Origin of the sequence: Ezakiella sp. (genome assembly GCF_034180565.1) — a bacterium.
Taxonomy (GTDB): domain Bacteria; phylum Bacillota; class Clostridia; order Tissierellales; family Peptoniphilaceae; genus Ezakiella.
Map to the genome: position 1 here is coordinate 66,260 of NZ_JAXFOB010000007.1, position 26,362 is coordinate 92,621.

At 40.6% G+C, this 26,362-nt stretch carries 30 protein-coding genes; all 30 read left to right on the forward strand.

The annotated features are described in order from the left end of the window. The first annotated feature begins 141 nt into the window (after positions 1–141). Positions 142–564, forward strand: coding sequence for a methylaspartate mutase subunit S (gene glmS / locus SPI61_RS00880; RefSeq protein ID WP_321136259.1), 423 nt, complete (start codon positions 142–144; stop codon positions 562–564). A 27-nt stretch (positions 565–591) separates the two neighbouring features. Beyond that, positions 592–2,022, forward strand: coding sequence for a methylaspartate mutase accessory protein GlmL (gene glmL, locus SPI61_RS00885; RefSeq protein ID WP_321136260.1), 1,431 nt, complete (start codon positions 592–594; stop codon positions 2,020–2,022). Positions 2,023–2,030: 8 nt separating this feature from the next. Beyond that, a complete protein-coding gene (locus SPI61_RS00890) occupies positions 2,031–3,485 on the forward strand; it encodes a methylaspartate mutase subunit E (RefSeq protein WP_321136261.1) in 1,455 nt (484 codons plus the stop codon). Between the two features lie 66 nt (positions 3,486–3,551). Continuing rightward, positions 3,552–4,805, forward strand: coding sequence for a methylaspartate ammonia-lyase (locus SPI61_RS00895; protein ID WP_321136262.1), 1,254 nt, complete (start codon positions 3,552–3,554; stop codon positions 4,803–4,805). Between the two features lie 142 nt (positions 4,806–4,947). Continuing rightward, positions 4,948–5,790, forward strand: coding sequence for a fumarate hydratase (locus SPI61_RS00900; protein WP_321136263.1), 843 nt, complete (start codon positions 4,948–4,950; stop codon positions 5,788–5,790). A 9-nt stretch (positions 5,791–5,799) separates the two neighbouring features. Then, positions 5,800–6,357, forward strand: coding sequence for a Fe-S-containing hydro-lyase (locus SPI61_RS00905; RefSeq protein ID WP_321136264.1), 558 nt, complete (start codon positions 5,800–5,802; stop codon positions 6,355–6,357). Beyond that, positions 6,342–6,620 carry a citrate lyase acyl carrier protein gene (gene citD, locus SPI61_RS00910; protein WP_321136265.1) on the forward strand — a complete coding sequence of 93 codons (279 nt, stop codon included), beginning with the start codon at positions 6,342–6,344 and terminating at the stop codon, positions 6,618–6,620. The genes SPI61_RS00905 and citD overlap by 16 nt, the downstream gene beginning before the upstream one ends. Beyond that, on the forward strand, positions 6,610–7,470 hold the full coding sequence (locus SPI61_RS00915) for a CoA ester lyase (RefSeq protein WP_321136266.1): 861 nt from the start codon (positions 6,610–6,612) through the stop codon (positions 7,468–7,470). Before citD ends, SPI61_RS00915 begins: the two co-directional genes overlap by 11 nt. Continuing rightward, positions 7,454–8,911, forward strand: a complete 1,458-nt coding sequence (gene citF, locus SPI61_RS00920; protein ID WP_321136267.1) for a citrate lyase subunit alpha — start codon at positions 7,454–7,456, stop codon at positions 8,909–8,911. The genes SPI61_RS00915 and citF overlap by 17 nt, the downstream gene beginning before the upstream one ends. A 107-nt stretch (positions 8,912–9,018) precedes the next feature. After that, positions 9,019–10,461, forward strand: a complete 1,443-nt coding sequence (locus SPI61_RS00925) for an alkaline phosphatase (RefSeq protein WP_321136268.1) — start codon at positions 9,019–9,021, stop codon at positions 10,459–10,461. A 112-nt stretch (positions 10,462–10,573) separates the two neighbouring features. Beyond that, a complete protein-coding gene (locus SPI61_RS00930; RefSeq protein WP_321136269.1) occupies positions 10,574–11,374 on the forward strand; it encodes a S1-like domain-containing RNA-binding protein in 801 nt (266 codons plus the stop codon). Between the two features lies 1 nt (position 11,375). Further along, on the forward strand, positions 11,376–11,897 hold the full coding sequence (locus SPI61_RS00935) for a hypothetical protein (protein ID WP_321136270.1): 522 nt from the start codon (positions 11,376–11,378) through the stop codon (positions 11,895–11,897). Between the two features lie 176 nt (positions 11,898–12,073). Next, positions 12,074–13,330 carry a uracil permease gene (gene uraA, locus SPI61_RS00940; RefSeq protein ID WP_321136271.1) on the forward strand — a complete coding sequence of 419 codons (1,257 nt, stop codon included), beginning with the start codon at positions 12,074–12,076 and terminating at the stop codon, positions 13,328–13,330. Positions 13,331–13,385: 55 nt separating this feature from the next. Then, positions 13,386–13,790 (forward strand): NusG domain II-containing protein, encoded by a 405-nt coding sequence (locus tag SPI61_RS00945; protein WP_321136272.1) that lies wholly within the window; start codon positions 13,386–13,388, stop codon positions 13,788–13,790. Between the two features lies 1 nt (position 13,791). Next, positions 13,792–14,307 carry a Gx transporter family protein gene (locus SPI61_RS00950; protein ID WP_321136273.1) on the forward strand — a complete coding sequence of 172 codons (516 nt, stop codon included), beginning with the start codon at positions 13,792–13,794 and terminating at the stop codon, positions 14,305–14,307. Beyond that, positions 14,288–15,100 carry a JAB domain-containing protein gene (locus SPI61_RS00955; RefSeq protein ID WP_321136274.1) on the forward strand — a complete coding sequence of 271 codons (813 nt, stop codon included), beginning with the start codon at positions 14,288–14,290 and terminating at the stop codon, positions 15,098–15,100. The genes SPI61_RS00950 and SPI61_RS00955 overlap by 20 nt, the downstream gene beginning before the upstream one ends. Positions 15,101–15,117: 17 nt before the next feature. Beyond that, positions 15,118–15,942, forward strand: a complete 825-nt coding sequence (gene mreC / locus SPI61_RS00960) for a rod shape-determining protein MreC (RefSeq protein ID WP_321136275.1) — start codon at positions 15,118–15,120, stop codon at positions 15,940–15,942. Further along, positions 15,942–16,427, forward strand: a complete 486-nt coding sequence (mreD, locus tag SPI61_RS00965; protein WP_321136276.1) for a rod shape-determining protein MreD — start codon at positions 15,942–15,944, stop codon at positions 16,425–16,427. Before mreC ends, mreD begins: the two co-directional genes overlap by 1 nt. Continuing rightward, positions 16,427–19,765 (forward strand): penicillin-binding transpeptidase domain-containing protein, encoded by a 3,339-nt coding sequence (locus SPI61_RS00970; RefSeq protein WP_321136277.1) that lies wholly within the window; start codon positions 16,427–16,429, stop codon positions 19,763–19,765. The genes mreD and SPI61_RS00970 overlap by 1 nt, the downstream gene beginning before the upstream one ends. Next, positions 19,765–20,919, forward strand: a complete 1,155-nt coding sequence (locus tag SPI61_RS00975; RefSeq protein WP_321136278.1) for a ribonuclease E/G — start codon at positions 19,765–19,767, stop codon at positions 20,917–20,919. The genes SPI61_RS00970 and SPI61_RS00975 overlap by 1 nt, the downstream gene beginning before the upstream one ends. A gap of 17 nt (positions 20,920–20,936) precedes the next feature. After that, a complete protein-coding gene (locus SPI61_RS00980; protein WP_321136279.1) occupies positions 20,937–21,551 on the forward strand; it encodes a hypothetical protein in 615 nt (204 codons plus the stop codon). A 220-nt stretch (positions 21,552–21,771) separates the two neighbouring features. Then, positions 21,772–22,086 (forward strand): 50S ribosomal protein L21, encoded by a 315-nt coding sequence (gene rplU / locus SPI61_RS00985; RefSeq protein WP_321136304.1) that lies wholly within the window; start codon positions 21,772–21,774, stop codon positions 22,084–22,086. Beyond that, positions 22,086–22,403 (forward strand): ribosomal-processing cysteine protease Prp, encoded by a 318-nt coding sequence (locus SPI61_RS00990; RefSeq protein ID WP_321136280.1) that lies wholly within the window; start codon positions 22,086–22,088, stop codon positions 22,401–22,403. Before rplU ends, SPI61_RS00990 begins: the two co-directional genes overlap by 1 nt. Before the next feature lie 2 nt (positions 22,404–22,405). Then, positions 22,406–22,699 (forward strand): 50S ribosomal protein L27, encoded by a 294-nt coding sequence (gene rpmA / locus SPI61_RS00995; protein ID WP_321136281.1) that lies wholly within the window; start codon positions 22,406–22,408, stop codon positions 22,697–22,699. A gap of 105 nt (positions 22,700–22,804) precedes the next feature. After that, positions 22,805–24,064: a GTPase ObgE gene (obgE, locus tag SPI61_RS01000; protein ID WP_321136282.1), complete on the forward strand. Its 1,260-nt coding sequence runs from the start codon at positions 22,805–22,807 to the stop codon at positions 24,062–24,064. Between the two features lie 2 nt (positions 24,065–24,066). Further along, positions 24,067–24,363, forward strand: a complete 297-nt coding sequence (locus tag SPI61_RS01005) for a YhbY family RNA-binding protein (protein ID WP_321136283.1) — start codon at positions 24,067–24,069, stop codon at positions 24,361–24,363. Further along, positions 24,347–24,928 (forward strand): nicotinate (nicotinamide) nucleotide adenylyltransferase, encoded by a 582-nt coding sequence (gene nadD / locus SPI61_RS01010; RefSeq protein WP_321136284.1) that lies wholly within the window; start codon positions 24,347–24,349, stop codon positions 24,926–24,928. Before SPI61_RS01005 ends, nadD begins: the two co-directional genes overlap by 17 nt. A 7-nt stretch (positions 24,929–24,935) precedes the next feature. Next, on the forward strand, positions 24,936–25,502 hold the full coding sequence (gene yqeK, locus SPI61_RS01015) for a bis(5'-nucleosyl)-tetraphosphatase (symmetrical) YqeK (protein ID WP_321136285.1): 567 nt from the start codon (positions 24,936–24,938) through the stop codon (positions 25,500–25,502). A gap of 3 nt (positions 25,503–25,505) precedes the next feature. After that, a complete protein-coding gene (rsfS, locus tag SPI61_RS01020; protein WP_321136286.1) occupies positions 25,506–25,850 on the forward strand; it encodes a ribosome silencing factor in 345 nt (114 codons plus the stop codon). A 36-nt stretch (positions 25,851–25,886) separates the two neighbouring features. Continuing rightward, positions 25,887–26,258 carry a RidA family protein gene (locus SPI61_RS01025; protein ID WP_321136287.1) on the forward strand — a complete coding sequence of 124 codons (372 nt, stop codon included), beginning with the start codon at positions 25,887–25,889 and terminating at the stop codon, positions 26,256–26,258. The last annotated feature ends 104 nt before the right edge of the window (positions 26,259–26,362 follow it).

Below are 26,362 nucleotides of genomic sequence, written 5' to 3' on the forward strand. Positions count from 1 at the left end.
CGTAAAATCCTGCAACTTTTTTAAAAAAAATTGCAAAAAGATTTATACGGTTATTATGATTTTCAACTGTATATTGTGACTTGCAAAGCATTTCTGCATTGGGTATAATGGAGTTGACGATATTATTAAGGAGGATTTAATATGGCTAGAGACAAGAAAACACTGGTACTTGGTGTTATCGGTTCAGACTGCCACGCAGTTGGTTTAAGAATTTTGGACCACGCATTTGAGCAAGCAGGTTTTAATGTTGTTAATATTGGGGTGCTTTCACCGCAAGAAGACTTCATAAACGCTGCAATTGAAACAAATGCTGCAGCAATTTGTGTAAGCTCACTCTATGGTCAAGGAGAACTTGACGTTCAAGGAATGAGAGACAAGATGAATGAAGCAGGTTTGGATGACGTTTTGCTTTACATAGGCGGAAACGTAGTTGTAGGAAAACAAGATTTTGACGAGGTCAAAAAGCGTTTCTATGATATGGGATTCAATCAATGTTACCCACCGGGAACATCACCTGAAACCACTATAAAAGATTTAAAACACGATTTAAATATAACGGATTAGTTATCAAAATTAATTAGGACAGAGGTTATGAAAACTTATAAATTTATCGATTTTGGAAGCACATTTACAAAGCTTACATTGATAGACATTGAAAAAGAAGAAATTGTAGCAACGGCAAAAAGTTATACTACTGTCGGAACGGATGTAAAATACGGTTATGAAAAAGCACTCAACGAACTTAACGAAAAGGTCGGAGAGGACTATGAAGTTGTAAAGACTTTGGCATGTTCTTCCGCAGCGGGCGGGCTCAAGATGATTTCAATAGGGCTTGTTCCGGATTTGACGGCGGAAGCCGCAAAAAGAGCCGCTCTTGGGGCGGGTGCCAGAGTTATTGCAAACTATGCATTCAAATTAAACTCCGGTGAATTTGAAAAAATTGCCATTTCAAACGCCGACATTATTTTGCTTGCAGGCGGCACAGACGGCGGAAACACTGAAACAATTATTCACAACGCAAAGGGCCTTCTTGAGCACGACATAAAAATTCCTATTGTTGTTGCCGGAAACAAATCTGCCGAAGACGACATAAAGAAAATTTTTGAAGGCAAGGACAATCTTTATTTTACAGAAAATGTAATGCCTAAAATCAATGAGATAAATGTTGAACCCGCAAGAGAAACGATTCGTGAAATTTTCATGGGAAATATTACGAAAGCAAAGGGCATGAAAAATGTTGAAAGTGAGATTTCAAGCGTTGCAATGCCGACGCCGCAATCCGTTTTAAAAGCTGCGGAAGTTCTTTCAAAAGGCACCACAAATGAAGAAGGGGTCGGCGATCTTATCGTTGTCGACGTCGGTGGAGCTACAACCGACATTCACACCGTCGGTTGGGGAGACCCGACAAAGCCGGGAGTTTTTACAATAGGGCTTGAGGAACCGTTTGCAAAGAGAACTGTTGAGGGCGATCTTGGAATGAGGTACAGCTCGATGAGTGTGTATGAAGCAAGCGGTATGAGAATGCTCAGAAGATATTTGGACGTTTCAAAATATAACCCTGAAGAAGAATATTTAAAGAGATATGAAAACACATCTTTTGTAAGTACAAGACCTGAAGATATTGCGTTTGACGAAGCTATGGCAAAAATTTGTGTCGACCTCAGCGTAAAAAGGCACGCAGGGGTTGTAGAACCTGTCTACAGCACAACGGGAGTCGTTTATTCTCAAAAAGGCAAGGACCTCTCCGATGTAAAAATTTTGATTGGAACCGGAGGAGTCATTGTAAATTCGAAGAATTTCGATGAAATTTTAAGCGCCGCAAGTTTCAGACCGGACGATTTAAACAGTTTAAAACCGAGATTTCCTGATTATTATGTAGATAAGAGATATATTCTTTCCGCAATGGGACTTTTAACAATGATTGACCCTGATATGGCGGTAAGAATGATGAAGAAATATATTTTAGATACAAAGGTAAAAAATACGAGCATGCCGGAAGAAGATGAACCGGCAATGATCTAGGAGGATAAATGAAAGTTCAAAATAAAAAATGGTCCGATGCAGAATTCTTTGAAACGAGAGAAGAAGTTCTTCGCGGATGGCCGACCGGAAAAGAAGTAGATTTACAAGAGGCGATAGATTATTTAAAGAAATTGCCGGATCACAAAAACTTTGCAAAGAAAATCAGAAAAGCAAAGGAAAAAGGGATTACAACAGCTGAACCGAGAGCAGGGGTTGCTCTTATCGATGAACATATAAAGCTTCTTCTTCACTTACAAAACGAAGGTGGAGCAGACTTCTTGCCGTCAACAATTGACGCATACTCACGTCAAAACAGATATGAAGAATGTCAAAGAGGTATCGACCAATCTAAAGCTGCCGGAAGATCTTTATTAAACGGCTTCCCTGGAGTTAACCACGGCGTTCACGGAGCAAGACAAGTTGTTGAAGCAGTTGACCTACCTGTTCAAATGAGACATGGCACACCTGACGCAAGACTTCTTTCAGAAGTTATGCATGCCGGAGGATATACTTCAAACGAAGGCGGATGTATTTCATACAATGTTCCGTATGCAAAGAGTGTTTCAATTGAAAAGTCATTGATTGACTGGCAATATTGCGACAGACTTGTCGGATTCTATGAAGAAAACGGCGTTGAAATTAACCGTGAACCGTTCGGACCTTTGACAGGTACCCTTGTTCCACCGAGCAATTCAAACACAGTCGGAATTATCGAAGCACTCTTAGCGGCTGAGCAAGGTGTAAAGAGTATTACAGTCGGTTACGGACAATGCGGCAACCTCTATCAAGACGTTGCAGCTATAAGAGCTCTTGAAGAGCAAACCGAAGCTTATCTTAAAGAATACGGATATGACGACTGCTGCGTTACAACTGTTTTCCACCAATGGATGGGTGGATTCCCGCAAGATGAAGCAAAGGCATTCGGAGTTATCGCATGGGGCAGTGCTACGGCAGCTCTTGCAGGCGCAACAAAAGTTATTGTAAAGACGCCGCACGAAGCTTTCGGTATTCCTACAAAGGAAGCAAATGCTGAAGGTATCAGAGCCACAAAGATGGTTTTAAATATGCTTGAAGGACAAAGACTTCTTCCATGCAAGAGACTTCAAGATGAAATTGATCTTATTAAACTTGAAACAAAAGAAATCATGGATACTGTTTTCAAACTTGGAAGCGGCGACTTGGCAGTCGGAACTATCAAAGCTTTCGAAGCAGGTGTTCTCGACGTTCCATTCGCACCGTCAAGATACAACAAGGGCCTTGTTATGCCGGCTCGTGACTTTGAAGGTTGCGTAAGATATTTGGATTTCGGAAATGTTCCGTTTAGTAAGGAAGTTAAAGATATTAACAGGGAAAAATTGGAAAAACGTGGGTTAGACGAAGGTCGTGACCCAAGTTTCCAAATGACTGTTGATGATATATTTGCTGTTGGACTTGGTAAGCTCATAGGCAGACCTCAAAAGTAGTTTAGTCGGCAAAATGCCGATTATATTTTCGAGTTACAATATTTATTTTAAAAGGAGAATTATACTATGAAAATTGTAGATGTAGTAGCAAGTGCGGGCAAAACCGGATTTTACTTTGATGACCAAAAGGCAATTAAGATGGGTGCAAAACACGACGGAATGTTCTATGTCGGAGACCCTGTAACAGAAGGATTCACAAGCATTAGAATGCCGGGTGAAGCAATTAGTGTCTTACTTGTTTTGGAAGACGGACAAATCGCATGGGGAGACTGTGCAGCTGTTCAATACTCAGGAGCAGGCGGACGTGACCCACTTTTCCTTGCAAAGGATTATATTCCACTTATTGAAGGACCTATCAAAGAACAATTGGTCGGACGTGAAGTAGATTCATTCAAAGAATTGGCTGAAGAAATGGATCACCTCCAAATTGACGGACACAGACTCCACACAGCAATCAGATACGGTATCACACAAGCTTTACTCGATGCAACTGCAAAAGCTAAACATGTTACACGTGCTGAAATTGTTAGAGATGAATACAACACAGGTGTTGAAATCAATCGTGTTCCAATTTTTGCTCAATCAGGCGATGACAGATACTCAAACGCAGACAAGATGATTATTAAAGAAGCTGACGTTTTACCTCACGGATTATTCAACAATGTTGAAGAAAAAACAGGTAAAAACGGTGAACTCCTACTCGAATATATTGAATGGTTAAGAGACAGAATCAAGACAATGCGTCAAAATCCTGACTATAATCCAACTTTCCACATCGACGTTTACGGAACAATCGGTGACGTATTCGAAAACGATGTAGAAAAGATGGCTGAATACATGAAGAAAGTCGAAAAGGCTGCTGCTCCATTTAAGGTTAGAATCGAAGGACCTATGGACTGCGGCGAAAGACAAAAACAAATTGACGTCTTGGCAGCTCTTACAAAGAAACTCGACGAAGACGGAACACATGTTGAACTTGTAGCTGACGAATGGTGCAACACATACGAAGACGTAGTTGACTTCGTTGACGCAGGAGCAGGACATGTTATCCAAATTAAGACACCTGACTTGGGTGGCATCAACAACACAATCAAGGCAATCAAATATTGCCGTGACAATAAAGTCGGCGCATATTGCGGCGGAACATGTAATGAAACTTCAAGATCTGCTGAAATCATTACAGACATCGCAATGGCAGCAGGCGCACTACAACAACTTGCAAAACCGGGCATGGGCGTTGACGAAGGCATTATGCTTGTAAACAACGAAATGAACCGTGTTGTAAGACTTGTAGAAATGAGAAAAAATTTAAAGAAATAAGAAAACACTTGAAGATTTAGTTTCGATAGTTTTGGTTGTATAAATATATTATATTTATATTCACTTGGGGCGGCGTTTTGTCGCTCCGAGCGATAACCGAAATTAAAAAGATTAAATCTTTTTCCTACATAGGGGGGAAATAATGAAGACAATAAATACAAAAGATATTACTGAAGCTGTAAAGGAAATGTGCATTTCCATGAGCCACAATCTTCCGAGTGACGTTATGAAATCTCTCAAAGACAAGAGATCACACGAAGATTGGCAACTCGCAAGAGAAACTCTCGACACAATTATTGCAAACGATGAACTTGCAATGGAAAAAAAGATTCCTATGTGTCAAGACACGGGAATGGTTGTTGTTTTTGTAAAGATGGGGCAAGATGTAAAATTTGAAGGCGGATTTATTGAAGATGCTATAAATGAAGGAATCCGTCAAGGTTACACCGACGGCTATTTGAGAAAGTCCGTAGTTAAGGACCCGCTCCAAAGGGTTAACACAAACGACAACACACCGGGACTTATAAACTATGAAATCGTTCCGGGCGATACATTTGAAATCACCGTTGCAGCTAAGGGATTCGGCTCTGAAAATATGTCCAGACAAAAGATGTTAAGACCGGCAGACGGAGTCCAAGGCGTTATTGATTTTGTGGTTGAATCCGCAAAGCTTGCAGGACCGAACGCATGTCCGCCGATTGTTGTGGGCGTTGGCGTTGGCGGAAGTTTTGACAGATCGACACTTCTTGCAAAAAAAGCTCTTATGAGAAATCTTGAAAGTTATAACGACGATCCTTACTACAAGGACCTCGAAATAAAACTTGAAGAAATGATCAACAATCTCGGCATCGGACCTCAAGGTTTCGGTGGAAAGACAACCTGTTTAAGAGTTTTGATTGAAAAGTATCCAACACACATTGCGGGTTTACCTGTTGCTGTTAATGTCAACTGCCACGCAACCCGTCATGAAACAAGGAAGTTTTAGAGGTGAACTATGAAACATTTAACAACTCCATTTACTAGAGAAGACTTAAAAGATTTGAAGTCCGGAGACAACGTTACAATTTCGGGCGTTATTTATACAGCAAGAGACGCAGGTCACGCAAGACTTGTTGAAGATAAAAAAGCGGGACGCGAACTTCCGTTCGACCCGAAGGGAGCATGTATTTATTATGTCGGACCTACACCGACGGCACCGGGAGATGTTATCGGAAGTGCCGGACCGACATCGAGCTATCGTATGGACCCGTTTTCACCTGAGCTCATGGACTGGGGCGTACTCGGCATGATCGGTAAGGGCAGAAGAAATCAAGAGGTAATCGACAAGATTAAAGAAACCGGTGCTGTTTATTTTGCGGCAATCGGCGGCGCAGCAGCAATTATTAAAGACAGAATCAAAAAATGCGACATCATCGCATATGAAGATTTGGGCGCTGAAGCATTCAGACGTCTTGAAGTTGAAAATTTCCCTGCAACTGTAATAATTGACTCAAATGGAAATAACCTTTATGAAGAAGGTGTAGAGGAGTATATTAAATGGAAAGAAAAATAGTAACCGAAGCAAGAGCCGGCTCATATGAAAGTAACGATTTGTTGGTTTCAATAAAGCCGAATGACGACAAAATAAATTTGGAAATAAGAAGCGTTGTTTCGGATATGTTTTACAACTCAATCGAAAAAACTGTTTTGGAAGAACTCGAAGAGCTCGGTGTAAAGTCCTGCAATATTTCGATTGACGACAGAGGAGCGCTTCCTTTTGCCATCAAAGCAAGAGTGAGAACCGCTGTTATGAGGGGGTCAAAAAATGAATTATAAGACAATGCTTTTTATACCGGGAAACAATCCGGGCATGCTCATGAGCATGGACGTTTTGGGAGCAGACGCATATATTGTTGACCTTGAAGATGCGGTTAGCCTCGACAACAAGGACGCTGCAAGAAATCTTGTAAAAAGCTATTTAAATACTTTTACAAACGATAAACCGTATGATATTTATGTAAGAATTAATCCGCCGGACACTCCGTTTTTTGAAGACGATGTCGAAGCACTTAAAGATGCAAAGATAAACGGACTCATGCTTGCAAAAGCAGATCCGGACAATATCGTAGTTTTGGATAAAAAACTCGAAGGTACTGATTTAAGAATTTTTGCACTTATTGAAACTGCAAGAAGCCTTGAACTCGCATATGAAATTCTATCAAAAGTAAAGAGAACCGAAGGCGTTCTTTTAGGAGCCGAAGACCTCACGCTTGATTTGGGTGCAAAGAGAACAAAGTCATCAGACGAAATAAAATATGCCAGAGCAAAAATTGTTTCAGCTGCAAAAGCTGCAGGTGTTCAAGCGGTCGACACACCTTGGACCGACACCGATGACATTCCGGGGCTAAGACAAGACACTGAACTTGCAAAAGCTATGGGAATGACAGGTAAAGCTCTCATTTCACCAAGACACGTCGACGATGTAAATGAGTTATTTTCTCCGTCAAAAGAAGATATCAACTATGCAAAGCGTGTATTTAAAGCACTCGAAGAAGCTAAAAAAGAAGGTAAAGGTGCATTCAGTCTCGACGGAAAGATGGTCGACAAGCCGATTATTTTAAGAGCTACGGATGTTTTAAAACAAGCAGGAGAATTTACGGAGGAATTAAATGGACTTATTAAATAAAGATATGAGCGCTGAATTTAAGCCTGTAAATAAACTTGATAAAGAAAACAAGATGGTTCAAAATATTTCTGAACTTTTTGATAAACTCGAAATAAAAGACGGAGCAACCCTAAGCTTTCACCATCATTTGAGAAACGGCGACTTCGTTTTGAATATGGTTTTCGAAGAAGTAAAAAGAAGAGGCATCAAAGATATCACTTTGGTTGCTTCCTCAATCTTCCCGTGCCATGAACCGATTGTTCCTCTAATAAAAGACGGCACAATAAAAAATGTTATAACCTCATATATGTCGGGACCGGTTGCTGAATCAATTTCGCACGGCGATTTAAAGGGAACTCTCGTAATGCAATCGCACGGCGGTCGTGCAAGAGCAATTATGGAAGGCTCTGTAAAAATTGACGTCGCATTTATCGGTGCACCTGCAACGGATGTTCACGGAAACATTTCCGCAACCGAAGGAAAAGCTTTCTGCGGAACTTTGGGATATGCAATTGCCGATTCAATTATGGCTGAAAAGACTGTTGCAATAACAGATACAATTTTAGAGCTCGAAGGAAAGACGGAAATCCCTAGTGAAAGAATCGACTATATTTTAAAAGTCGACTCAATCGGCGATCCGAACGGAATTATTTCCGGCACAACTAGAATTACAAAGGACCCTGTCGGACTCAGAATCGCACAAAAAGCAGTTGAAGTTATGGTTGCAACAGGACTTGTTAAAGAAGGCATGTGCTATCAATCGGGAGCAGGCGGAGTGAGCCTTGCGGTAACGAAATTTTTGGGCGACTACATGGAAAGAGAAGGTATTAAAGGTAAATTCGCATCGGGCGGAGTTACGGGCGACCTTTGCGATATGAAAAACAGAGGACTCTTCGACAGAATTTACGACGTTCAATGTTTCGATTTAAAGAGCGCCGAAGATATCAAAAACGACCCGAGACATATAACGATGTCTGCTGAAAAATATGCTTCACCGTACAAAGATGCGATTGTAAACAGTCTCGACTTTGTAATTTTGGGAGCAACTGAACTCGACACAGATTTCAATGTAAACGTAACAACAGGTCACGACGGCGTTATAATGGGCGGATCCGGCGGTCACCAAGACACTGCATACGGCGCAAAAGTTTCGATTATTGTTTCAAAACTTTTCCAATCAAGAATCCCTCTTATCGTTGACAGAGTCGGAGTAATTTCAACTCCGGGAAGCACGGTCGACGTGCTTGTAACTGAAAGAGGCGTTGCAGTTAACGAAAACAGAAAGGACATCATTGAAGCTTTGAAGGCGCACGACATTGAAGTTATGACCATCAAAGAACTGAAAGAACTTTCCGATTCTTTGACAGGTGTTCCTGAAAAGAAACGCGATGAATCAAAACGCGTAATCGGATATATGGAATACAGAGACGGACAAGTCTTGGACAAAATCTATCAAGCATAATATAGTCCCGGGAGAAATCCCGGGTATTTTTTTACATAAAATTAATAGACAGACAAAATCCTTTTTACATGGTGCGGATATAATAAGGTTGTAAAGAGGAGGAAGTTATGTTAAAAGAAACTACTAAGAAAATAGCAATCGTACTTGCTGTTTTAACAATTGCACTTATTTTTGCTCCGTTTGGACAAGCAAAAGCAGAAGAAGAGTTACCGCTTAAATATATTTTCTTATTTATCGGCGACGGCATGGGCTATTCACAAATTAATTTGGCTCAAATGATGGAAGGAAATGAAAAGAAAGGCGAAACAGCCATAAGAGAACTTAGTTTTTCCAAATTTCCTTACACGGGAATCGTAAACACACATGACAAGACAAGTCTTATTCCGGACTCCGCATCAACTGCATCCGCAATGTCAACCGGAAACAAGATTTACAGCGGCGTTATTTGTAAAGATACGGATTTGATGAAATCCTTCAAAACAATTGCACAACAATATAAGGAGGCGGGAAGAAAAGTTGGTATTTTATCCAGTGTTACACTCAACCACGCAACACCTGCAGCATTTTATGCAAGCGTCGACTCGAGAAAGGAATACTACGAAATCGGAAAGCAAATGGCGGATTCAAACTTTGATTATTTCGCAGGGGGCTCCTTAGGTCAAAGAACGGGAAAAGATGGTAAGAGTAAGGATTTATATCAAATTTTAAAAGATAAAGGATACAAAGTTACTGAAACAAGAAAAGATTTTGAAAATATTAAAAAAGGCGAAAAGGTTTATGCTGTTTCTGAAAGACTTAAAGACAGCGGAGCTATGCCTTATATGGTAGACCAAAAGAAGGGCGATATGACTCTTCATGAAATGGTCAAAAAAGGAATTGAAGTGCTCGACAATGAAAAGGGATTTTTCATGATGGCCGAAGGTGGAAAGATTGACTGGGCATGCCACGCAAACGATGCAAGAGCAGCATACGGTGATGTTTTGGATTTGGAACTTGCTGTAAATGAAGCAATCAAATTCTACAACAAACACACGAAGGAAACTTTAATTTTGGTTACAGCTGACCATGAAACCGGCGGAATGAGTCTCGGTTATTATCTCACACACTACAACACAAACCTCGAAATTTTAAGAGGACAAAAGATAAGCCAAGTTGAATTTGACAACAAAATCACAGCTTTGGGTGAAAAGGTAAAATTCGAGCAAATCAAAAAGATTATAACAGAAAATACAGCGCTTAAATTCAGCGGAAAAGAAGATGACAAATTCGTATTAAATGAAAGAGAAATAAATCTCATAAAACAATCAATTGAAGCATACAACAAGGGCGAAAAGGTTGAAAAGGACGATGAATACACTCTAAAATACGGTGGATACAATCCAATATCAATCACAATCACAAAACTCATCGCCAACAAGAGCGGAATAACATTCGGAACAAACGACCACACGGCTGTTCCAATTCCGGTATATGCAATCGGAAAACACGCAGAACTTTTCACCGGAACATTCCACGACACAAAAATTCACGAAAAAATGTTAGCTAAATAACTTTTAATAATCTCAATTTGCCTCAGAAAGGAACCGATTTTTATCGGTTCTTTTCAATATGCTCTTTTATTTTCAATCTTTAAATGTTATAATGTATGTACGAGGTGGTTAAATGATAGCAGAAGTAAGTCGTTTTACAAACGAAGGAATGGTTGTAACTTGCGATTCCAAAACATACAATATTTTAAGAGGCGGTTTTTCGCACAGTTTAAAAATCGGAGACAAGATTGACATAACCGTCGTTGACAAGAAGAACAATATCGCTATTTTAAGCGAAAACAAAGTTGAGGATGGTCGAGTTTTAACTCTAAGGGTAAAAGAAAAATCACGTGTCGGATTTTTCCTGGATACTTTCGGTGCGGACGATTTATTTATGCCATTTGCTGAAACCACCGGTCGAGTAAAGCCGGGTGACAGAGTTGTCGTAAAAGTTATGCGCGACAGAAAAGACAGGCTTTTCGGCTCGATGAGAATAAGTGAATATGTTTCGAACAGTCACAATTATGTTGAAAATGACGAAGTCATCGCGACGATTTACAGTGTCAGACCGGGACTCGGAGTTTTCGGAGTTGTGGATGAGGACATTGATGCAAGGCTCGATGCAAATGAGATGACGAGGGGATATGAAGTCGGTGACAAGGAAAAATTTCGCGTAAAATATGTTCTTCCCGACGGAAAAATCTCGCTCACAAAAAGAGAGCGCTCGCATTTGCAAATTGACAAAGATAGTGTTATTATAATGGATGGACTTATGAAAACCGGCAGACTTTCGATTGGCGACAAATCGTCACCGGAAGAAATTTTTGAAGTGACCGGTTTGTCCAAGCAAGCGTTCAAGAGAGCTTGCGGTAGACTATTAAAACAAGGGCTTATAGAGGTTGGCCCGGTAGAAGTTAGGAGAGTTGAAGATTAATATGAAGATTAATATTAATACGGAAGTAGTTGAAATGATGATCTTCTTCTGGTCATCAGTTGCGGAAAAGGAAAAGGTTGCAGAACCTTATATTATTTCAGTCGCAGAAAGACCTGAAATGAAACTTATCTATGACGATGAATTCAAAGAAGAAGGCGTAAGAAGCGTTTTGTCGGCTATTTCCAACAGAGAACTTTTAAACGGCGGAAGCAAAAAAGATAAGCGTTTTTGGAACAACAATATGTGGATGATGGAAGACTTGGGAGTCATGCAAGCCATGATTGACCCGATGAAGCAACTGAATCTCCAAGAAGATGAAGGAGAACTTTCGACCAAATCAGGTTTTGATGAAGTGAATGTTATTTTTGTTCCGGGAACAACGGATTTCTTTAAAGTTGTGGACAACAATTTGGTTGTTAACTTCTTTAAAATTGCTGTCGACATTTTCGGCGGCACCGGCGAAGTTACATTTGACGGCAAATCTTTGAAAGACGCAATTGAAGAAAAAATTAAAACTATGTAATTGTAGAGCCTTTTCGGCTCTATTTTTTTGAAAAAATTCTGCGATTTTTATTGACATTCATTTTTATTTCAAGTATAATAGAAAAAATGCCCGAAACATTCGGGAGAGTTCCGCTGGAACAAAAAAATTTTGTTATCTAAGCTTTAACAAGATAAAGCGAGATGAAAGGAGAAAATATGAGAAAGGTTTATCAAGTAGACGAAAAAGTACCCGGAAAATTATTGGTTCCGCTTTCAATTCAGCACACTTTTGCTATGTTCGGAGCATCGGTTTTGGTCCCGATTATTTTCGGAATCAATCCTGCAATCGTTCTTTTTATGAACGGAATCGGAACTTTGATTTTTATTGCGGTGACAAAGGGAAGAGCGCCGGCATATCTTGGAAGCAGTTTTGCATTTTTGGCACCGGGCGCTGTAATAATTAATCAGATGGGATTTGAATACGCCGGAGGTGCCTTTGTGGCGGTCGGAATTATAGGAATGATTATAGCGGCGATTATTTACAAATACGGCACGAGTTGGATAGACGTTGTCCTTCCGCCGGCGGCAATGGGTTCCGTTGTTGCGCTCATCGGTTTTGAACTTGTCGGTCTAACGATAAGGGGCGGAGCAATAGGCGCTGAAATCTTGACAGAAAATTACAACACAAAACACTTGATTGTATTTTTGGTGACAGTGCTTGTAGCAGTGTTCGGCTCTGTTTTATTCAAAAAACTTCTTGCCACTGTTCCGATTCTTATCGCAATTATTGCGGGATATATCACGGCGGTTGCACTAGGGATGGTCGACTTCACACCGGTTTATGAAGCAAAACTCTTCACAATGCCGGACTTCCACTTAGCAAAATTCAACTTCGAAGCGATTCTCACAATGCTTCCGGTAGTACTTGTAATTCTGTCGGAGCATATATCGCACCAAGTTGTAACTTCAAACATTATCGGTCGCGACCTCATCAAAGACCCGGGACTTCACCGCTCGATTTTTGCGGACAACTTCTCGACAGCACTTTCCGGTCTTGTGGGCGGAGTTCCTACGACCACCTATGGTGAAAACATCGGAGTTATGGCAATCACGGGCGTTTATTCGGTCCAAGTTATAGCGGGTGCCGCAATAATATCTATTATCATGGCGTTCATCGGACCGCTCAGTGCATTTATATCAACAATACCGGGCGACGTCATCGGAGGAGTTACATTCCTTCTTTACGGAATGATCGGCACAAGCGGTATAAGACTTCTCGTCGACCAAAAAGTTGACTACAGCATCTCGAAGAATCTCATTTTGACATCTGTAATCTTCACAACCGGTCTTTCGGGACTAACGGTGAAATTCGGCGCGATAAATCTTTCGGGCATGGTGCTTGCATCGGTCGTTGCAGTAGTTTTGTCGCTCGTGTTCTATATGTGTCAAAAATTAAATCTATTGAACGAATAACAAAACAAAGTCTTCTCTTGAAACATGGAGAGGACTTTTAATTTACATAATAATCTTGAATAAACTTGCGATTAATGATAAAATAAAGACGGTGATTGCATTGACAAAACTTGATTTTATTATCATACTCGTCATCATAATTGCTTCAATCACCGCCATTTTTATGCTTCCGAAAGTCGAAGCATCGGGCGTCGAAGTGAAGGTTGACGGCGAGGTTATATATAGAAAAGATTTTCAAAAGAAACCTATACAAAAACTTTTTCAAACGAAATATGGAATAAATCTGATTGAAATCGGACCGGACTATGTCGTCATGCTCGAGTCGAACTGTCCGAGACAACTCGCTGTGAAGCAAGGGAAAATCAAGTCTCCGGGCTCGAGTCTAATCTGCATTCCTCACCATATGGCGGTCACAATAGTGGGCGACGATGAGGACAAGATAGATATGATGGTGAAATAATATGAAAACAAATATTACAAAAATCGCGCTCTTCGCACTTATTGCCGGAATGATTTCATTTTTGGAAAATTTTTTCACACCGCTTATTCCGATTCCGGGCATGAAACTCGGATTTTCAAATATAGTTCTTTTGGTTGGACTTATTTATTTTTCGAAAAAAGAAGTATTTTTTATCGTGCTTATGAAAAGTATTTTACAAGCGCTGATGGGCGGCTCGTTTACAAGCATAATGTATAGCCTTCCGTCGGGCATTTTTGCGCTCATAGGAATGATACTTGCGATGAAGTTTATGCCGCGCGTGAGTTATATCGGAGTTTCGGTTGTGGGAGCATTCTTTTTTAACTTTTCACAGGTCACCGTTTCGTATCTCGTATTGAACAGTTTCATCTATTTCCACTATTTACCGTGGATTGAAATAGTCGGAACATTTACAGGGACGTTGAACGGTTTTATTGTAAACGAACTTGTTAAGAAAAACACTTTGGGAGTTATATTAAATGACAAAAAACAGTATTGAAAAGACTGATTTAACAGAATATGTGGAAGACTCGGAAAAGCTTATGCCACGTGAAAAACTTATGAAAATGGGAGCGAAGAGTCTCGAGCCGTGGGAACTTCTTGCAATCCTCTTAAGAACGGGAACTGTCGGCTTAAATGTACTGGAGCTCAGCAAAGGGCTTCTCAAATACGGCGGAGGTTCGCTTTCGTCACTCGTGCAACTCGAAGCGCAGGACCTGCAAAATATAAAGGGGTTCGGCGAACAAAAAATCACGACGATGATGGCGGCTTTTGAACTCTCGAACCGAGTCGCGCTTGAAAGAGCGAAGGACGGCATGCTCGAACTAACTTCGGTAAAAAGCGCCGCAGACTACATTATGAGAAAGCTCGAAAATCACACTGAAGAACATTTTATGGTGCTTGTTTTAAACAACAAAAACTGTCTTATAAACGAAAACATTGCACGCGTTCGTGAAGATGAACTAATTTTCGACGGAGATGAAATATTAAAAAATGATTCAATAAATTCGGGGAGATACAAATTTTTGGATGAAGAAGTAATATCTAAGGGCACGGTCAATCAAACCATTGCAATGCCGAGAGAGGTCTTCAGACGTGCGATAAAGCTCGGCGCGACGTCGATTATGCTTGCGCACAATCATCCAAGCGGCGACCCTACACCGTCGGGCGATGACATAAGGCTCACTTCAAGGATGGTCGAGTGCGGAAAAGTGCTTGGAATCGAAGTGGTCGACCATATTGTCGTCGGAAACGGCAACTACTATTCGCTGAGACAGCACGGAGATATGTAATTTAGAAGAGGAAATCTATGAATTTTAACAATAAATATATAAAAAACATAATAATATTTCTTATTTTTGTTGCGTTGGTCGTATTTGTTTTTGTAATCGACAAAAATGTTTCGAAAGACAATATTATAAGTAAGGGCGTTTCGGCGATTGTAAATCCCGTTTCGAGATTTTTCAGAAATGCGGGAAGCACGATCAGAGAAAAAGTCGGCGGTCTTTCGGATGAGGAAATAAACGACCTCGACGAGCTCAATTTGAGAGTGAAGAAACTCGAAGAAGAAAATAGAAAACTTCGAGAAGTCGTCATAAGAAGCGAGGCGCTTCAAAATGAATACGATATGATAAAATCTACAAATTTAGAGCTTATACCTGCGGATATAACGTCTTTAAACAACAACTCGTGGTACGACGTTTTTACGATCAACAGAGGTCTAAAAGATGGCGTCGAGATGGGGGACAGCGTTGTTATGTCGGGCGACGACACGGCTGAAGCGATGGAAGGACTTGTGGGTCGAGTGACCGGAGTCTACAGCGACTACAGCGAGGTCACTGCGATTACGGACGACACAGTTCGAGTGAGTATAAGGACTATAAGAAGCGGCGACGGCGGAATTCTTGGCGGAATGAAGTCCGGCGAGCTCAAGGCTTATATGTTCGACCAAAACAGCGACGTCATCGTCGGCGACGAAATTATCACGTCGGGCCTTGGCGAGGTTATAAAGAAGGACATCTACGTGGGCGAAGTTTCGAAAGTCGAAACCGATGACACTGAGATGAAAAAACTCGTCTATATCAAGCCGGGTGTGGATTTTAAACACTTGAGAAGAGTTTATGTGGTGAAATAATGTTTGCAAAAATTTTAGTGGTGAGTTTAATCTCACTTTTTATGCAAATCGGATTTTTTCCGGGACTTCTCCCGGAGGTGACGATGCCTGAATTTTTTGTGCCTATGATTATCGTTATGGCGCTTGCAATCGACAAGAAAGAAGCGATAACACTTGCGGCGATTTCAGGCTTTATTTTGGATATCTATTTTAGACGTGCATTCGGACTTAGAATTCTTCTTTTTGTTGCAATCGCATTTATATTGGGCTCTATGCGCGAAAAATTTACGGGCAAATCGATGTTTGTCGTTTCGGTTATAACCGCAGTGACAGGCATTTTGTATATCTTATCGTATGGACTTGGACTTATGTTTTTGGGAATTGATACAAAGACGGGAGCTGTATTTTTCAATCTCTTCTCGTTTCAAGTCCCGATTCAAATCGTCCTTTCCATAATTTATTATAAGATTTTCACAAAACGCAAGCACAGAAAGGTGGAATTTTAATGGAAAACAAAAATGACAAAGCAAATATTCCACTGAGAATGGACATTTTATTTATAGTAACATCCATTCTTTTTGTCGTGCTTTTAGCAAGGCTGTTTTTTATGACCGTTGTCGAAGGCGATAAATATCGTGAAATTGCGGACAACAGAAGAATAAAAAAAGTTTATGAAACGGCGCCGAGAGGCGAGATAAGAGACAGACACGGAACACTTCTTGCGGGAAACATTCCGTCTTTCACGGTGCAAGTTTTAAAAGACGAACTCATGCGTCCGAATCAAACCAAAGAGGAGATAAAAAACAGAAACCAAAGACTTTTGACTTTGATAAGACTTCTTGAGGAGGACGGCGTATTTTTCCAAGGCGAATTTCCGGTGGATTTGAACTACTATACTTTCGCAAAAGAAGAAATGTACGAAACGAGCGAAGAGTCACCACAGGAGATTATGGTGAAAAAACTTGAGAATGAAGATGTTTTAAGAGAGTTTATCGAGTCTTCGATGAATCTTGACAGATTTCCGAATCACTATTCTTTCAACGTCAAACAACGCGCGCTGAATGCGGTTCGTGAAAAATATATAGACTTTCCGGTAACTTTAAAGGACAATGTATTTGTTGCTGACGATTTAAAACTTGCGACATTTATCAAGGACAAATCCATGAAAGAGGGACTTTCGGCGGAGGAACTCGTCTTTGAAATCATAAAATCGGACATGACGATAAAAAGAAAGATTCTAAATCATCCGATTGCGAGGGCGATTCTTTTTGAAATTGCGGCGAAAAGCGGAACGATTTCCAATATAAGGATGAAGCCGGTTTCCATAAGCTACCAAAACGAACTTTTAATCGACAAGCTGAACCTTGTAAAAAATTATCCCGAGCTAAGTATCAAGGACGATGCGAAAACATTTTTCACATTTCTCGGAAAACGATACGCTCTAAAGGAAATTTTAAGCTCGATTTATGACGACGGGAAAATGGTTCCGGGAGAAATATTCCTTCAGACGGTTCAAGATAAGGGCATCGCAAAAAATATCGAAGTCTATCTTTCGGAAGACGAAACCGGAGTGTTTTATAAATACAACGACGGCACGGATTCGAAAAATCCTCTCGAAGATTTAATCAATATGGCAAGCGATGAAGTCATCGACGAATTTTTAATGAGAGAAGAAATCCGACCGATTGTTCAACGCGAGCTTTTAAAGAAAAATATAAATGCAAAAATCTCGGTTTCAAACGAGCTAGAATTTGTAAATGACAAAAATACAAAAAATCTTTATTCGAGATTCAAATCATATTTTAAAGATATGGACGACGATTCCGAGCTTCCGGACGCCGAAGAGCTTTTGGCGGCGGCGAAGGACTACTATAGAATCTCGCCGGACATTTCAAACTATGAAGCGAAGGACATCTTAAATATCTATGACCTCGTTTATAAACTCGGAGAAAGAGCGTACAAGCCGGTCAATCTTGCGTACGGATTAAAAGATAAAACAGTTGCAAAAATCGAGGAAAAAATCGGTGAAAAAAGCGGAATCAGAGTTTCTTTGGAACCTGTGAGATATTATCCGCTTGGGCAAACCGCATCGCACATACTCGGTTATATGGGAAGAATTGCGACCGACAAGGAAATTGAAAAATATGTAGAAGATAAAAAATATGACAGAAATGAATTTATAGGAAAGACGGGAGTCGAGGAAAGTTTCGAGGAATATCTCCACGGAAAGAGCGGCGAAAAAACTGTCGCCGTCGACTATATCGGAAACACGACTTCGGTTCTTAACGAAACCAAAAGTGTTCCGGGAAATACTCTTTATCTCTCAATTGACTCCAAACTCAATTCGCTTGCGGAGGAATATCTGGAAAAGACAATTGACCGCGTGAGAAGACGTGCGGTCTATGAAAGCGAATGGGGCGACTATCAAATGGACGGTGAAATCGGAACCAAAAGACCGTTCTCAAACTGCAATGCGGGTGCGGTCGTCGCAATGAATACAAAGACCGGCGAGGTGCTTGCGATGGCGAGCTATCCGGGCTATGACCCGAATCTTTTTGCAACGGGCATAAACGAGTCGGACTGGAAAAACTTTTTTCCGGAAAACGACAACGACCCTCTTGCAGCAAGACCGCTCTACAATATCGCAACCCAAACTGCAGTTCAACCGGGCTCCACATTCAAAATGGTAACCGGTTTTGCGGGACTTCAAAAGGGGCTCGATCCGTACGAAAAAATTTGGGACGGGGGATATGTCGAAGTTGGAGACACCAAATTCAGATGTCTTGTCTATACTCTCTCAAAGGCATCGCACGGAAATGTCGACCTTGCTCATGCAATCGAGCACTCGTGCAACTACTATTTCTACTCGCTTGCTCTTGGAAACAATCAAAGACGAGGCGAAAAGCCGATAAGCACGCATATTTCTATTGAAGATATAAGAAACGCCGCCGAGGAGTTTGGCTTAAATGACAAGACAGGCATCGAAATCAATATACCGCCGGAAACTGTCGGCTCGGTCCCTGAGGCGGAGCAAAAAATGTTTACGACAAAATTCTATATTGCAAAATGGTTGAGAGAGAATATTAGAGATTTTCTTGAAACCGAAAAGACGGACGATGAAGTTGAAAACGATATAAAAGAAATTGCTGATTGGGCGGAAGAAGGTCGCTCACTCACGAGTAACGAACTTATAAAACGCCTTGAGAATATGGGATACAACGGAAGCACTCCTGTCAAAGGACAAAAAAGAAGTCTGACGGATGTTTTAAAATTCGACTATATAAATCAGGCGCCTTGGAGTCTTGCCGACACACTGAACGTCACAATCGGTCAAGGTCAGTCGAACTTCACGACTCTTCAAATGGCGAACTACATCTCGACGCTCGTAAACGGCGGCACGAGGAACAAAGTTACGCTTTTCGATTCTGTAAAATCTTACGACGGACAAGAGGACGTTCTTCTTCCGGAAAATAATCCGACACAGATTGACATAAAAAATCCGGATGGAATGAATCAAATAAAATACGGAATGGAACTTGTTTCAAGAGTCGGAACGAGTAGACGTGTGTTCTTGGATTTCCCGATTGCTACGGGCTCAAAAACGGGAACGGCGCAAAGGGAAGGAATAAATCCGAACACAAATATGCCATATGACGACTTTGCATGGTTTGTATCGTACGCACCTGCGGACGATCCGGAAATTGTCGTCGCATCCGTTCTCTTTCAAGGGGGAACGGGCTCAAACGCCGGACCGATGGCGAGAGATTTGATGGCGGAATATTTGGGACTTAACAGAGTTGACACAAAGAATGTCATGCCTTTTAGAAATGAGCTGATAAAATAATGAAATATTACAAATTTCAAAATGAATTGGAGACGGTCACGATTTTTTATGAATCAGACCGTCTTTATCAAATAGTTATAGAAAAAAATGACGAAATTCCCGTCGGCTCCATTGTGCACGCACGCGTAAAGAAAATCGACAACAAAGCGAGACTCACCTTCGTGGACATAGGCGAGACGGAAGATGCATTCTGCGCGGAAAAGACCGGACTGAAATCCGGAGCTGACGCATTCTTCAATATCCGAAAGACCCCCGACGAAGAAAAGTTCTACACCGTCGACATGGATTTAAAACTCGAGAAGAACTCGAGCATGCTCAGAATTATTCCGAAAAAATCCGGAGCATTCGAAACAAAATTCGAAAATTTTTCGAGCATTGTCGGCTCGAGAGACGGCGGTTCGGGTGGGACTGACTCGGGGAAAAGTAGAGCCGAAAAAAACGTATCCACTAAAAGTTCGAGCGGAAAAAACGTATCTATCGAGAGTCTGAGCGAAAAAAGCATTGAAAACAAAAATTCGGACAGAAAAAACAATGAAACCAAAAGCCTAACTCCAACCGAAACCCCAACCCCAACCCAACCCGACGCAGTCGAAGAGTCCCTTATCGAAAAATGGCGGCAAATTTCTTCAATGAAAAATACACTTCCGATCCCGAAAATTGTCTACAAAGCTCCGACAAAATCCGAAAAGCTTATCGAAGAATATAATGCGGAGCGGTCAATCGACAAGGAAGAAGTTGCTAAAGTGCTGAAAAAAGCCGAAGCCGATTTCGAAAGAAGAGTCGACATGAAAACCGGATATCTCTATGTCGACACTCTTCCATATATGACAATTGTCGATGTGAACTCCGGAGATTTTTCGGAATTTTTTGACAGCGCACTAAACCGTATGGAAGTGAACAAAGATGCGATGAGAAAGCTTGCGAAAATAATAAAACTTCGAAATCTCGAGGGCGTTATAATAATGGACATTTTAAAACTCCCGGGCAAAGTGAACCGAGAATTTTTGGAATATCTAAAGAGCGAGTACACCGAGATAAATTTTCACGACATAACGAGACTCGGGATGCTTGAGATGACGATAAAAAAGACGGGCGGCGAAAAAATAAGCCGAGAAAAAATTTCGGAGTTAAAAAGATCACTGGAAAATATTTAAACTTGTGGAGAATCGACATGAACGAAAAAATCAGAAGAATAGACATATATGACGATGAACGATTTGACAAGGAAACTCTTAATGAACATGGGTGTTATATTGTAGAGGATAAATATCCGGTTGAGATAAAAATCATTTCAAGTTATGAGGCTATAATAAACGGAAATAAAGAATTTTTTGAAGATGTTATTGAAGAATTTCGTTTTTATACAAAGCATATTACAACTTTCTATGATAAGGATGGAGAAGTTGTAATATGTTTTGACAGAATAGAAATCTTTAAAATTGAAATCGATAGAATTCAACCGCTTCAATTCTTTGTAGATATTGACAAATTAAATGCGGTAAAAACATTTGTCCGAAGGGAAGAAGACATTATTGTTCCGCTCGACAAATATGAAGATGAATATGTTTCGCTTGACGGACACACAAGACTTTTTCTTGCATATGAACTCGGTTTTTCGTATGTTTACGGCTATATAACGGAAGGATTTGAAGGAGAAGAATTTTTTGTTGAAGAAACAAAAAAGCGCGGAATAACAAAAGCAAAGGATATGATTTTAGTGTCTCACGATGAGTATGAAAGAAAATGGAATGCATTTTGCGACGATTACTATAAAAATAAAAATTAATTTTTAAAATCACAATACCGTCTTCATCAAACGAACGCTTAAGGCGGTATTTTTTGTTTTATTAAAAGTATAAAAATAAAATAAATAAAATGTATATTTTTTCTTGACAAACAAAAATTTATATGATATTATATACGAGTAATCTTCCGCTCGAGTCGGGCTTCGAATGACAACTGTCAGCCTTGACGTCGGCGAGACTAAATCACTTGGAGGTGTAGATATGTACGCAATAATTGAAACTGGTGGAAAACAATACAAAGTTGAAAAAGACCAAATTCTTCACGTTGAAAACTTAAACATTGAAGAAGGCGGCGAAGTTGTTTTCGACAAAGTTCTTCTTGTGTCCGGTGACGATGGGGCGATTACTGTTGGTAAACCATATGTAAAGGGTGCTACCGTAAAGGGAAGCGTTCTAAAGAATGGCAAATCAAAGAAAATCATCGTTTTTAAATATAAGGCCAAGAAGAATCAAAGAAAGAAGAAAGGTCACAGACAACCTTTCACAAGAGTTGAAATCAAAGAATTGGCTATCTAATGATTAAGATAGTGGCCTTCAGGAATAAGGAGCGCATCGGATTCGAAATAAAGGGACACGCGGACTACGACGATCATGGTCATGATATAGTTTGTGCGGCGGTTTCGATTTTAAGTCATACGATTTATCGCTCACTTGTGGTCAATCTGGACCTCGAGAACGAGCTTGACGTTGAAGTAAAAGACGGATTCATGAACCTTTCGCTTGCAAGGCGAGGCAAAGATGTCGACTTGTTGTTCGACACATTTATTGAAGGCATAAGGAGCCTTGAAGAAGGCTATGGCGATTTTATTAAACTTACATTAGAGGAGGAATAAAGATGATAAAATTAAATTTGCAATTATTTTCATCCAAAAAAGGTGCTGCAAGTTCAAAGAACGGTAGAGACTCTATATCAAAACGTCTTGGAGCCAAAAAAGGTGACGGTCAAGTAGTTTTGGCAGGCAACATTATCGTTCGTCAACGTGGAACAAAAATCCATCCGGGCACAAATGTTGGAAAAGGAAAAGACGACACATTATTTGCAATGATTGATGGCGTTGTTAAATTCGAAAGAAAAGATAAAAAACGCAAACAAGTAAGCGTATATCCACGCGAAGTTGTCAATGCTTAATTAGAAAACCCAAGGTCACATCTGTGACCTTTTTTTTATAAATATGAATCCCGTTGTTGAAACGGGGGTTTCAATTTGATATAATTTAAATAAAGAGGTGATGAAATGTTTGATATTGTAACTCTTGAGCTGAAAGCGGGAAACGGCGGCGACGGACACGTCGGTTGGAGACGTGAAAAATATGAACCGAAAGGCGGTCCGCACGGCGGTGACGGAGGCAGAGGCGGTTCGATTTACCTTGTCGGCTCGTCGAATCTAAACTCCTTAATCGACTATCGCTACAAGACGAAGTTCAAGGCGACAAACGGTCAAAATGGAATGAACAATTTAAAAACCGGAAAAGACGGCGAAGATCTTTTTCTCTATGTTCCGCTCGGCACTGTTGTAAGACAGGTCGGCAACGAAGGCATCCTCTACGATTTTAAAGAGGACGGCGAAAAATTTCTTGTCGTTGAAGGCGGTCGCGGCGGTCGCGGAAACTGGCATTTTAGAACCTCGACAAGACAGGCACCGACTTTTATGGAGCCTGGAAGAAAAGGCGAGGAAGCGAGCATTCGTCTTGAGTTGAAACTCATTGCGGATGTGGGGCTTGTCGGTTTTCCGAATGTCGGAAAGAGTTCGCTTCTCTCGATTATGAGTGCGGCGAAACCTAAAATCGCAAACTACCACTTCACGACTCTCGAGCCGAATCTCGGCGTCTGCATGGTTGAAGAGGGAAAATCTTTTGTCATTGCGGACATTCCGGGAATCATTGAAGGTGCATCTGAAGGAGCAGGACTCGGCTTTAAATTTTTAAGGCATATAGAAAGAGTTAAGCTTTTGGTTCATGTGCTTGACGTGAGCGGCTCCGAAGGGAGAGAACCGCTTGAGGACTATTTTAAGCTGAGACATGAAATGGAGTCTTTCAGCGAAACCATTGAGAAAAAAGAAGAGATAATTGTACTCAACAAGTCCGACATAATTGACGAAGAAACGCTTAATGAAAGGCGAAAAGAAATTGAGGAGAAAACCGGAAGACAGACCTTTGTCGTTTCCGCAGCAACTCGAATGGGCGTCAAGGAACTTGAATACAAAATATATGATATAAATAAGAATATACCCGATGTCGTTCTCGATGAAAAGAGAACCCATCTCATACAAAATGAAAATCCGACTGAAGTTTGGTTTGAAGACGGAGTCTACCACATCACGGGAGACAAAGTTGAATACTATTTCAGGTCGACCGATTTCAGCGAGCCGGATTCCGTGAGACGTTTCGATGCATTCCTCGAAAGAGAAGGGATAAACGCGGAGCTCGAAAATCTCGGAATCGAAGACGGAGACACGGTTGAGATTCTCGGATATGAATTTACACACATGGAGTAAATATGATAACATCAAAAGAAAGAGCATTTTTAAAATCAAAATTGAATACAATGAAGCCGGCGATGAGAATCGGCAAAGACGGTATCAAAGAAGAAACACTGGAGGCAATTGATTTATATTTGAATAAAAATGAAATTATGAAAATTCAAATCTTAAACAATTCCGACGTTGAAGTTATGGAGCTTTTCGGCGAACTTGAAGAAAAACTCGGAGTTGAGTTTTTGGCAAAGCTCGGCAGCAATCTTTCGATTTACAGAAAGAGCGAAAAGAATAAATTGCTAAATGAATTTGAAAAATAAGGTCCTGATATACGGCGGAAGTTTCAATCCGCCTACAATCGCTCATGTAATTATGGCGAAATATCTCATGAACGAACTCGAACCGAAAGAACTGCTTGTAGTGCCGACATATGACCCTCCGCACAAAAAAGAGGGCAGGATCAATGTCTACGAAAAGTTCGACATGGTAAAGGAGACTTTTGAGGAAATCCCGGGTGTTCACGTGACCGACGTTGAATACAAGTTGAAGGGCGTGAGCTACACCTACAAAACAATCGAGACACTTCGGGAAAAATATGACGAACTCTATCTCGTCATGGGCATGGACAGCTTTCTCTCGTTTCCGAAATGGGTGAAACCCGAAAGAATTCTGGAGCTTTCCAATATAATAGTTTTAAAACGCGGCGGCTACACTTTCAAGTCGAATGAGCTCTACGAAAAAAACAAGGAAAAGTTTTTCTTTTTGGACAATCCCGTACTTGAAATGTCGAGTACATTCGTGAGAGAGCAGATTTTAGAGGAAAAAGATGTGAGATTTTTTGTGACGGATAGAACCTATGATTATATAAATGAAATTTTAAAGTGAGGAATCTATGTTTGATAAAGATGAAGCAATAGAATACTTAAAAGAACACTTGAGCGACCACCGGGTCGGGCATTCGATTCGAGTGATGAAAATGTCCGGAGAGCTTGCAAAAATTTGGGGAGTCGATGAATATAAAGCGGAGGCGGCAGGACTTCTGCACGACTCGGGGAAATGGGCGTCAAAAGAAGATGCGTTGAAAAAGGTTGAAAGTTTTGGTATAATATTGGAAAATGAACTTGTGTATGACTACAATCTGGTACACGGAATTTTGGGAATGTATATCGCACAAAACGAGTTCGGAGTGTATGACCACGAAGTCTTGGACGCAATAAGATACCACATCACGGGCAGAAGCAATATGACGACGCTTGAAAAAATCGTATATCTTGCGGATAAACTCGAAGAGGGCAGAGACTATCCAAGAGTTGACGAGTTCAGAGAATTGGCAAGGACGGATATAGACAAAGCGCTTATTGCAGTCTTTGGCGATACTTTAAAGCTTTTGGTGGACAGGGGCGAGTTCATTGCAACCGACACCGTTGAAGCGAGAAATTGGCTGTTATTAAAGGAGTAAATATTGGAAAATACAGATAAAAAACTTGAAATTATACAAAAGGCAATCGAAAATAAAATCGGATACGACACCGAAGTCATCGACATAAGGGGAAAGGCTTCATTTTCGGACTATTTTGTCATAACCTCCGCAACAAGCAGCAACCAAATGTTTGCAATTGCGGACAATGTTGAGTACGAAATGGAGAAGGAAGGCTTTGAAAAATTGAACAACAGCGCAGGAAAAAGCAATGAATGGCTGCTGCTTGATTACGACGAAGTCATCGTTCACATCTTCGACATCAAGGCGAGAAAATTCTATGACCTTGAAAGACTTTGGACGGAACGCGATTTAAAGTCGAATAATTAGTAATAAAGCCATGTGCTTTTATATAAGGAGGATAATATGGAATCAATTAACACAAAAAAAGCTCCGGCTGCTGTCGGCCCATATGTACAGGGGATGGTACATGACGGTTTAATCTTCACAAGCGGACAACTTCCAATCAATCCGGAAAACGGCGAACTCGTTTCGGACATCGAAGCTGCTGCAAAACAATCGCTCACAAATGTGCTCGAAATTGTTAAAGAAGCCGGCGGAAAACTCGAAAATATAATCAAAGTGAATATCTATGTAAAAGATATGAACGACTTCGGAAAAGTAAACAAAGTCTATGAAGAATTCTTCGGCAACCACAAACCTGCAAGAAGCTGTGTTGAAGTTGCAAGACTTCCGAAAGACGGCGTAATCGAAATCGAAGCAATCGCATACAAATAACAAATTACCTCTCGTTTGAAATGTTAAAATTTCAATTCGAGAGGTATTTTTTTGTGATTCATTATCTTGCAAAATAAACCGATAAGTAGTATAATTTAATAAAT

Bases quoted from the DNA above. Each gene is read 5' to 3' on its own strand.
- glmS (WP_321136259.1), top strand. From the start codon at position 142: ATGGCTAGAGACAAGAAAACACTGGTACTTGGTGTTATCGGTTCAGAC.
- glmL (WP_321136260.1), top strand. From the start codon at position 592: ATGAAAACTTATAAATTTATCGATTTTGGAAGCACATTTACAAAGCTT.
- SPI61_RS00890 (WP_321136261.1), top strand. From the start codon at position 2,031: ATGAAAGTTCAAAATAAAAAATGGTCCGATGCAGAATTCTTTGAAACG.
- SPI61_RS00895 (WP_321136262.1), top strand. From the start codon at position 3,552: ATGAAAATTGTAGATGTAGTAGCAAGTGCGGGCAAAACCGGATTTTAC.
- SPI61_RS00900 (WP_321136263.1), top strand. From the start codon at position 4,948: ATGAAGACAATAAATACAAAAGATATTACTGAAGCTGTAAAGGAAATG.
- SPI61_RS00905 (WP_321136264.1), top strand. From the start codon at position 5,800: ATGAAACATTTAACAACTCCATTTACTAGAGAAGACTTAAAAGATTTG.
- citD (WP_321136265.1), top strand. From the start codon at position 6,342: ATGGAAAGAAAAATAGTAACCGAAGCAAGAGCCGGCTCATATGAAAGT.
- SPI61_RS00915 (WP_321136266.1), top strand. From the start codon at position 6,610: ATGAATTATAAGACAATGCTTTTTATACCGGGAAACAATCCGGGCATG.
- citF (WP_321136267.1), top strand. From the start codon at position 7,454: ATGGACTTATTAAATAAAGATATGAGCGCTGAATTTAAGCCTGTAAAT.
- SPI61_RS00925 (WP_321136268.1), top strand. From the start codon at position 9,019: ATGTTAAAAGAAACTACTAAGAAAATAGCAATCGTACTTGCTGTTTTA.
- SPI61_RS00930 (WP_321136269.1), top strand. From the start codon at position 10,574: ATGATAGCAGAAGTAAGTCGTTTTACAAACGAAGGAATGGTTGTAACT.
- SPI61_RS00935 (WP_321136270.1), top strand. From the start codon at position 11,376: ATGAAGATTAATATTAATACGGAAGTAGTTGAAATGATGATCTTCTTC.
- uraA (WP_321136271.1), top strand. From the start codon at position 12,074: ATGAGAAAGGTTTATCAAGTAGACGAAAAAGTACCCGGAAAATTATTG.
- SPI61_RS00950 (WP_321136273.1), top strand. From the start codon at position 13,792: ATGAAAACAAATATTACAAAAATCGCGCTCTTCGCACTTATTGCCGGA.
- SPI61_RS00955 (WP_321136274.1), top strand. From the start codon at position 14,288: ATGACAAAAAACAGTATTGAAAAGACTGATTTAACAGAATATGTGGAA.
- mreC (WP_321136275.1), top strand. From the start codon at position 15,118: ATGAATTTTAACAATAAATATATAAAAAACATAATAATATTTCTTATT.
- mreD (WP_321136276.1), top strand. From the start codon at position 15,942: ATGTTTGCAAAAATTTTAGTGGTGAGTTTAATCTCACTTTTTATGCAA.
- SPI61_RS00970 (WP_321136277.1), top strand. From the start codon at position 16,427: ATGGAAAACAAAAATGACAAAGCAAATATTCCACTGAGAATGGACATT.
- SPI61_RS00975 (WP_321136278.1), top strand. From the start codon at position 19,765: ATGAAATATTACAAATTTCAAAATGAATTGGAGACGGTCACGATTTTT.
- SPI61_RS00980 (WP_321136279.1), top strand. From the start codon at position 20,937: ATGAACGAAAAAATCAGAAGAATAGACATATATGACGATGAACGATTT.
- rplU (WP_321136304.1), top strand. From the start codon at position 21,772: ATGTACGCAATAATTGAAACTGGTGGAAAACAATACAAAGTTGAAAAA.
- SPI61_RS00990 (WP_321136280.1), top strand. From the start codon at position 22,086: ATGATTAAGATAGTGGCCTTCAGGAATAAGGAGCGCATCGGATTCGAA.
- rpmA (WP_321136281.1), top strand. From the start codon at position 22,406: ATGATAAAATTAAATTTGCAATTATTTTCATCCAAAAAAGGTGCTGCA.
- obgE (WP_321136282.1), top strand. From the start codon at position 22,805: ATGTTTGATATTGTAACTCTTGAGCTGAAAGCGGGAAACGGCGGCGAC.
- SPI61_RS01005 (WP_321136283.1), top strand. From the start codon at position 24,067: ATGATAACATCAAAAGAAAGAGCATTTTTAAAATCAAAATTGAATACA.
- nadD (WP_321136284.1), top strand. From the start codon at position 24,347: ATGAATTTGAAAAATAAGGTCCTGATATACGGCGGAAGTTTCAATCCG.
- yqeK (WP_321136285.1), top strand. From the start codon at position 24,936: ATGTTTGATAAAGATGAAGCAATAGAATACTTAAAAGAACACTTGAGC.
- SPI61_RS01025 (WP_321136287.1), top strand. From the start codon at position 25,887: ATGGAATCAATTAACACAAAAAAAGCTCCGGCTGCTGTCGGCCCATAT.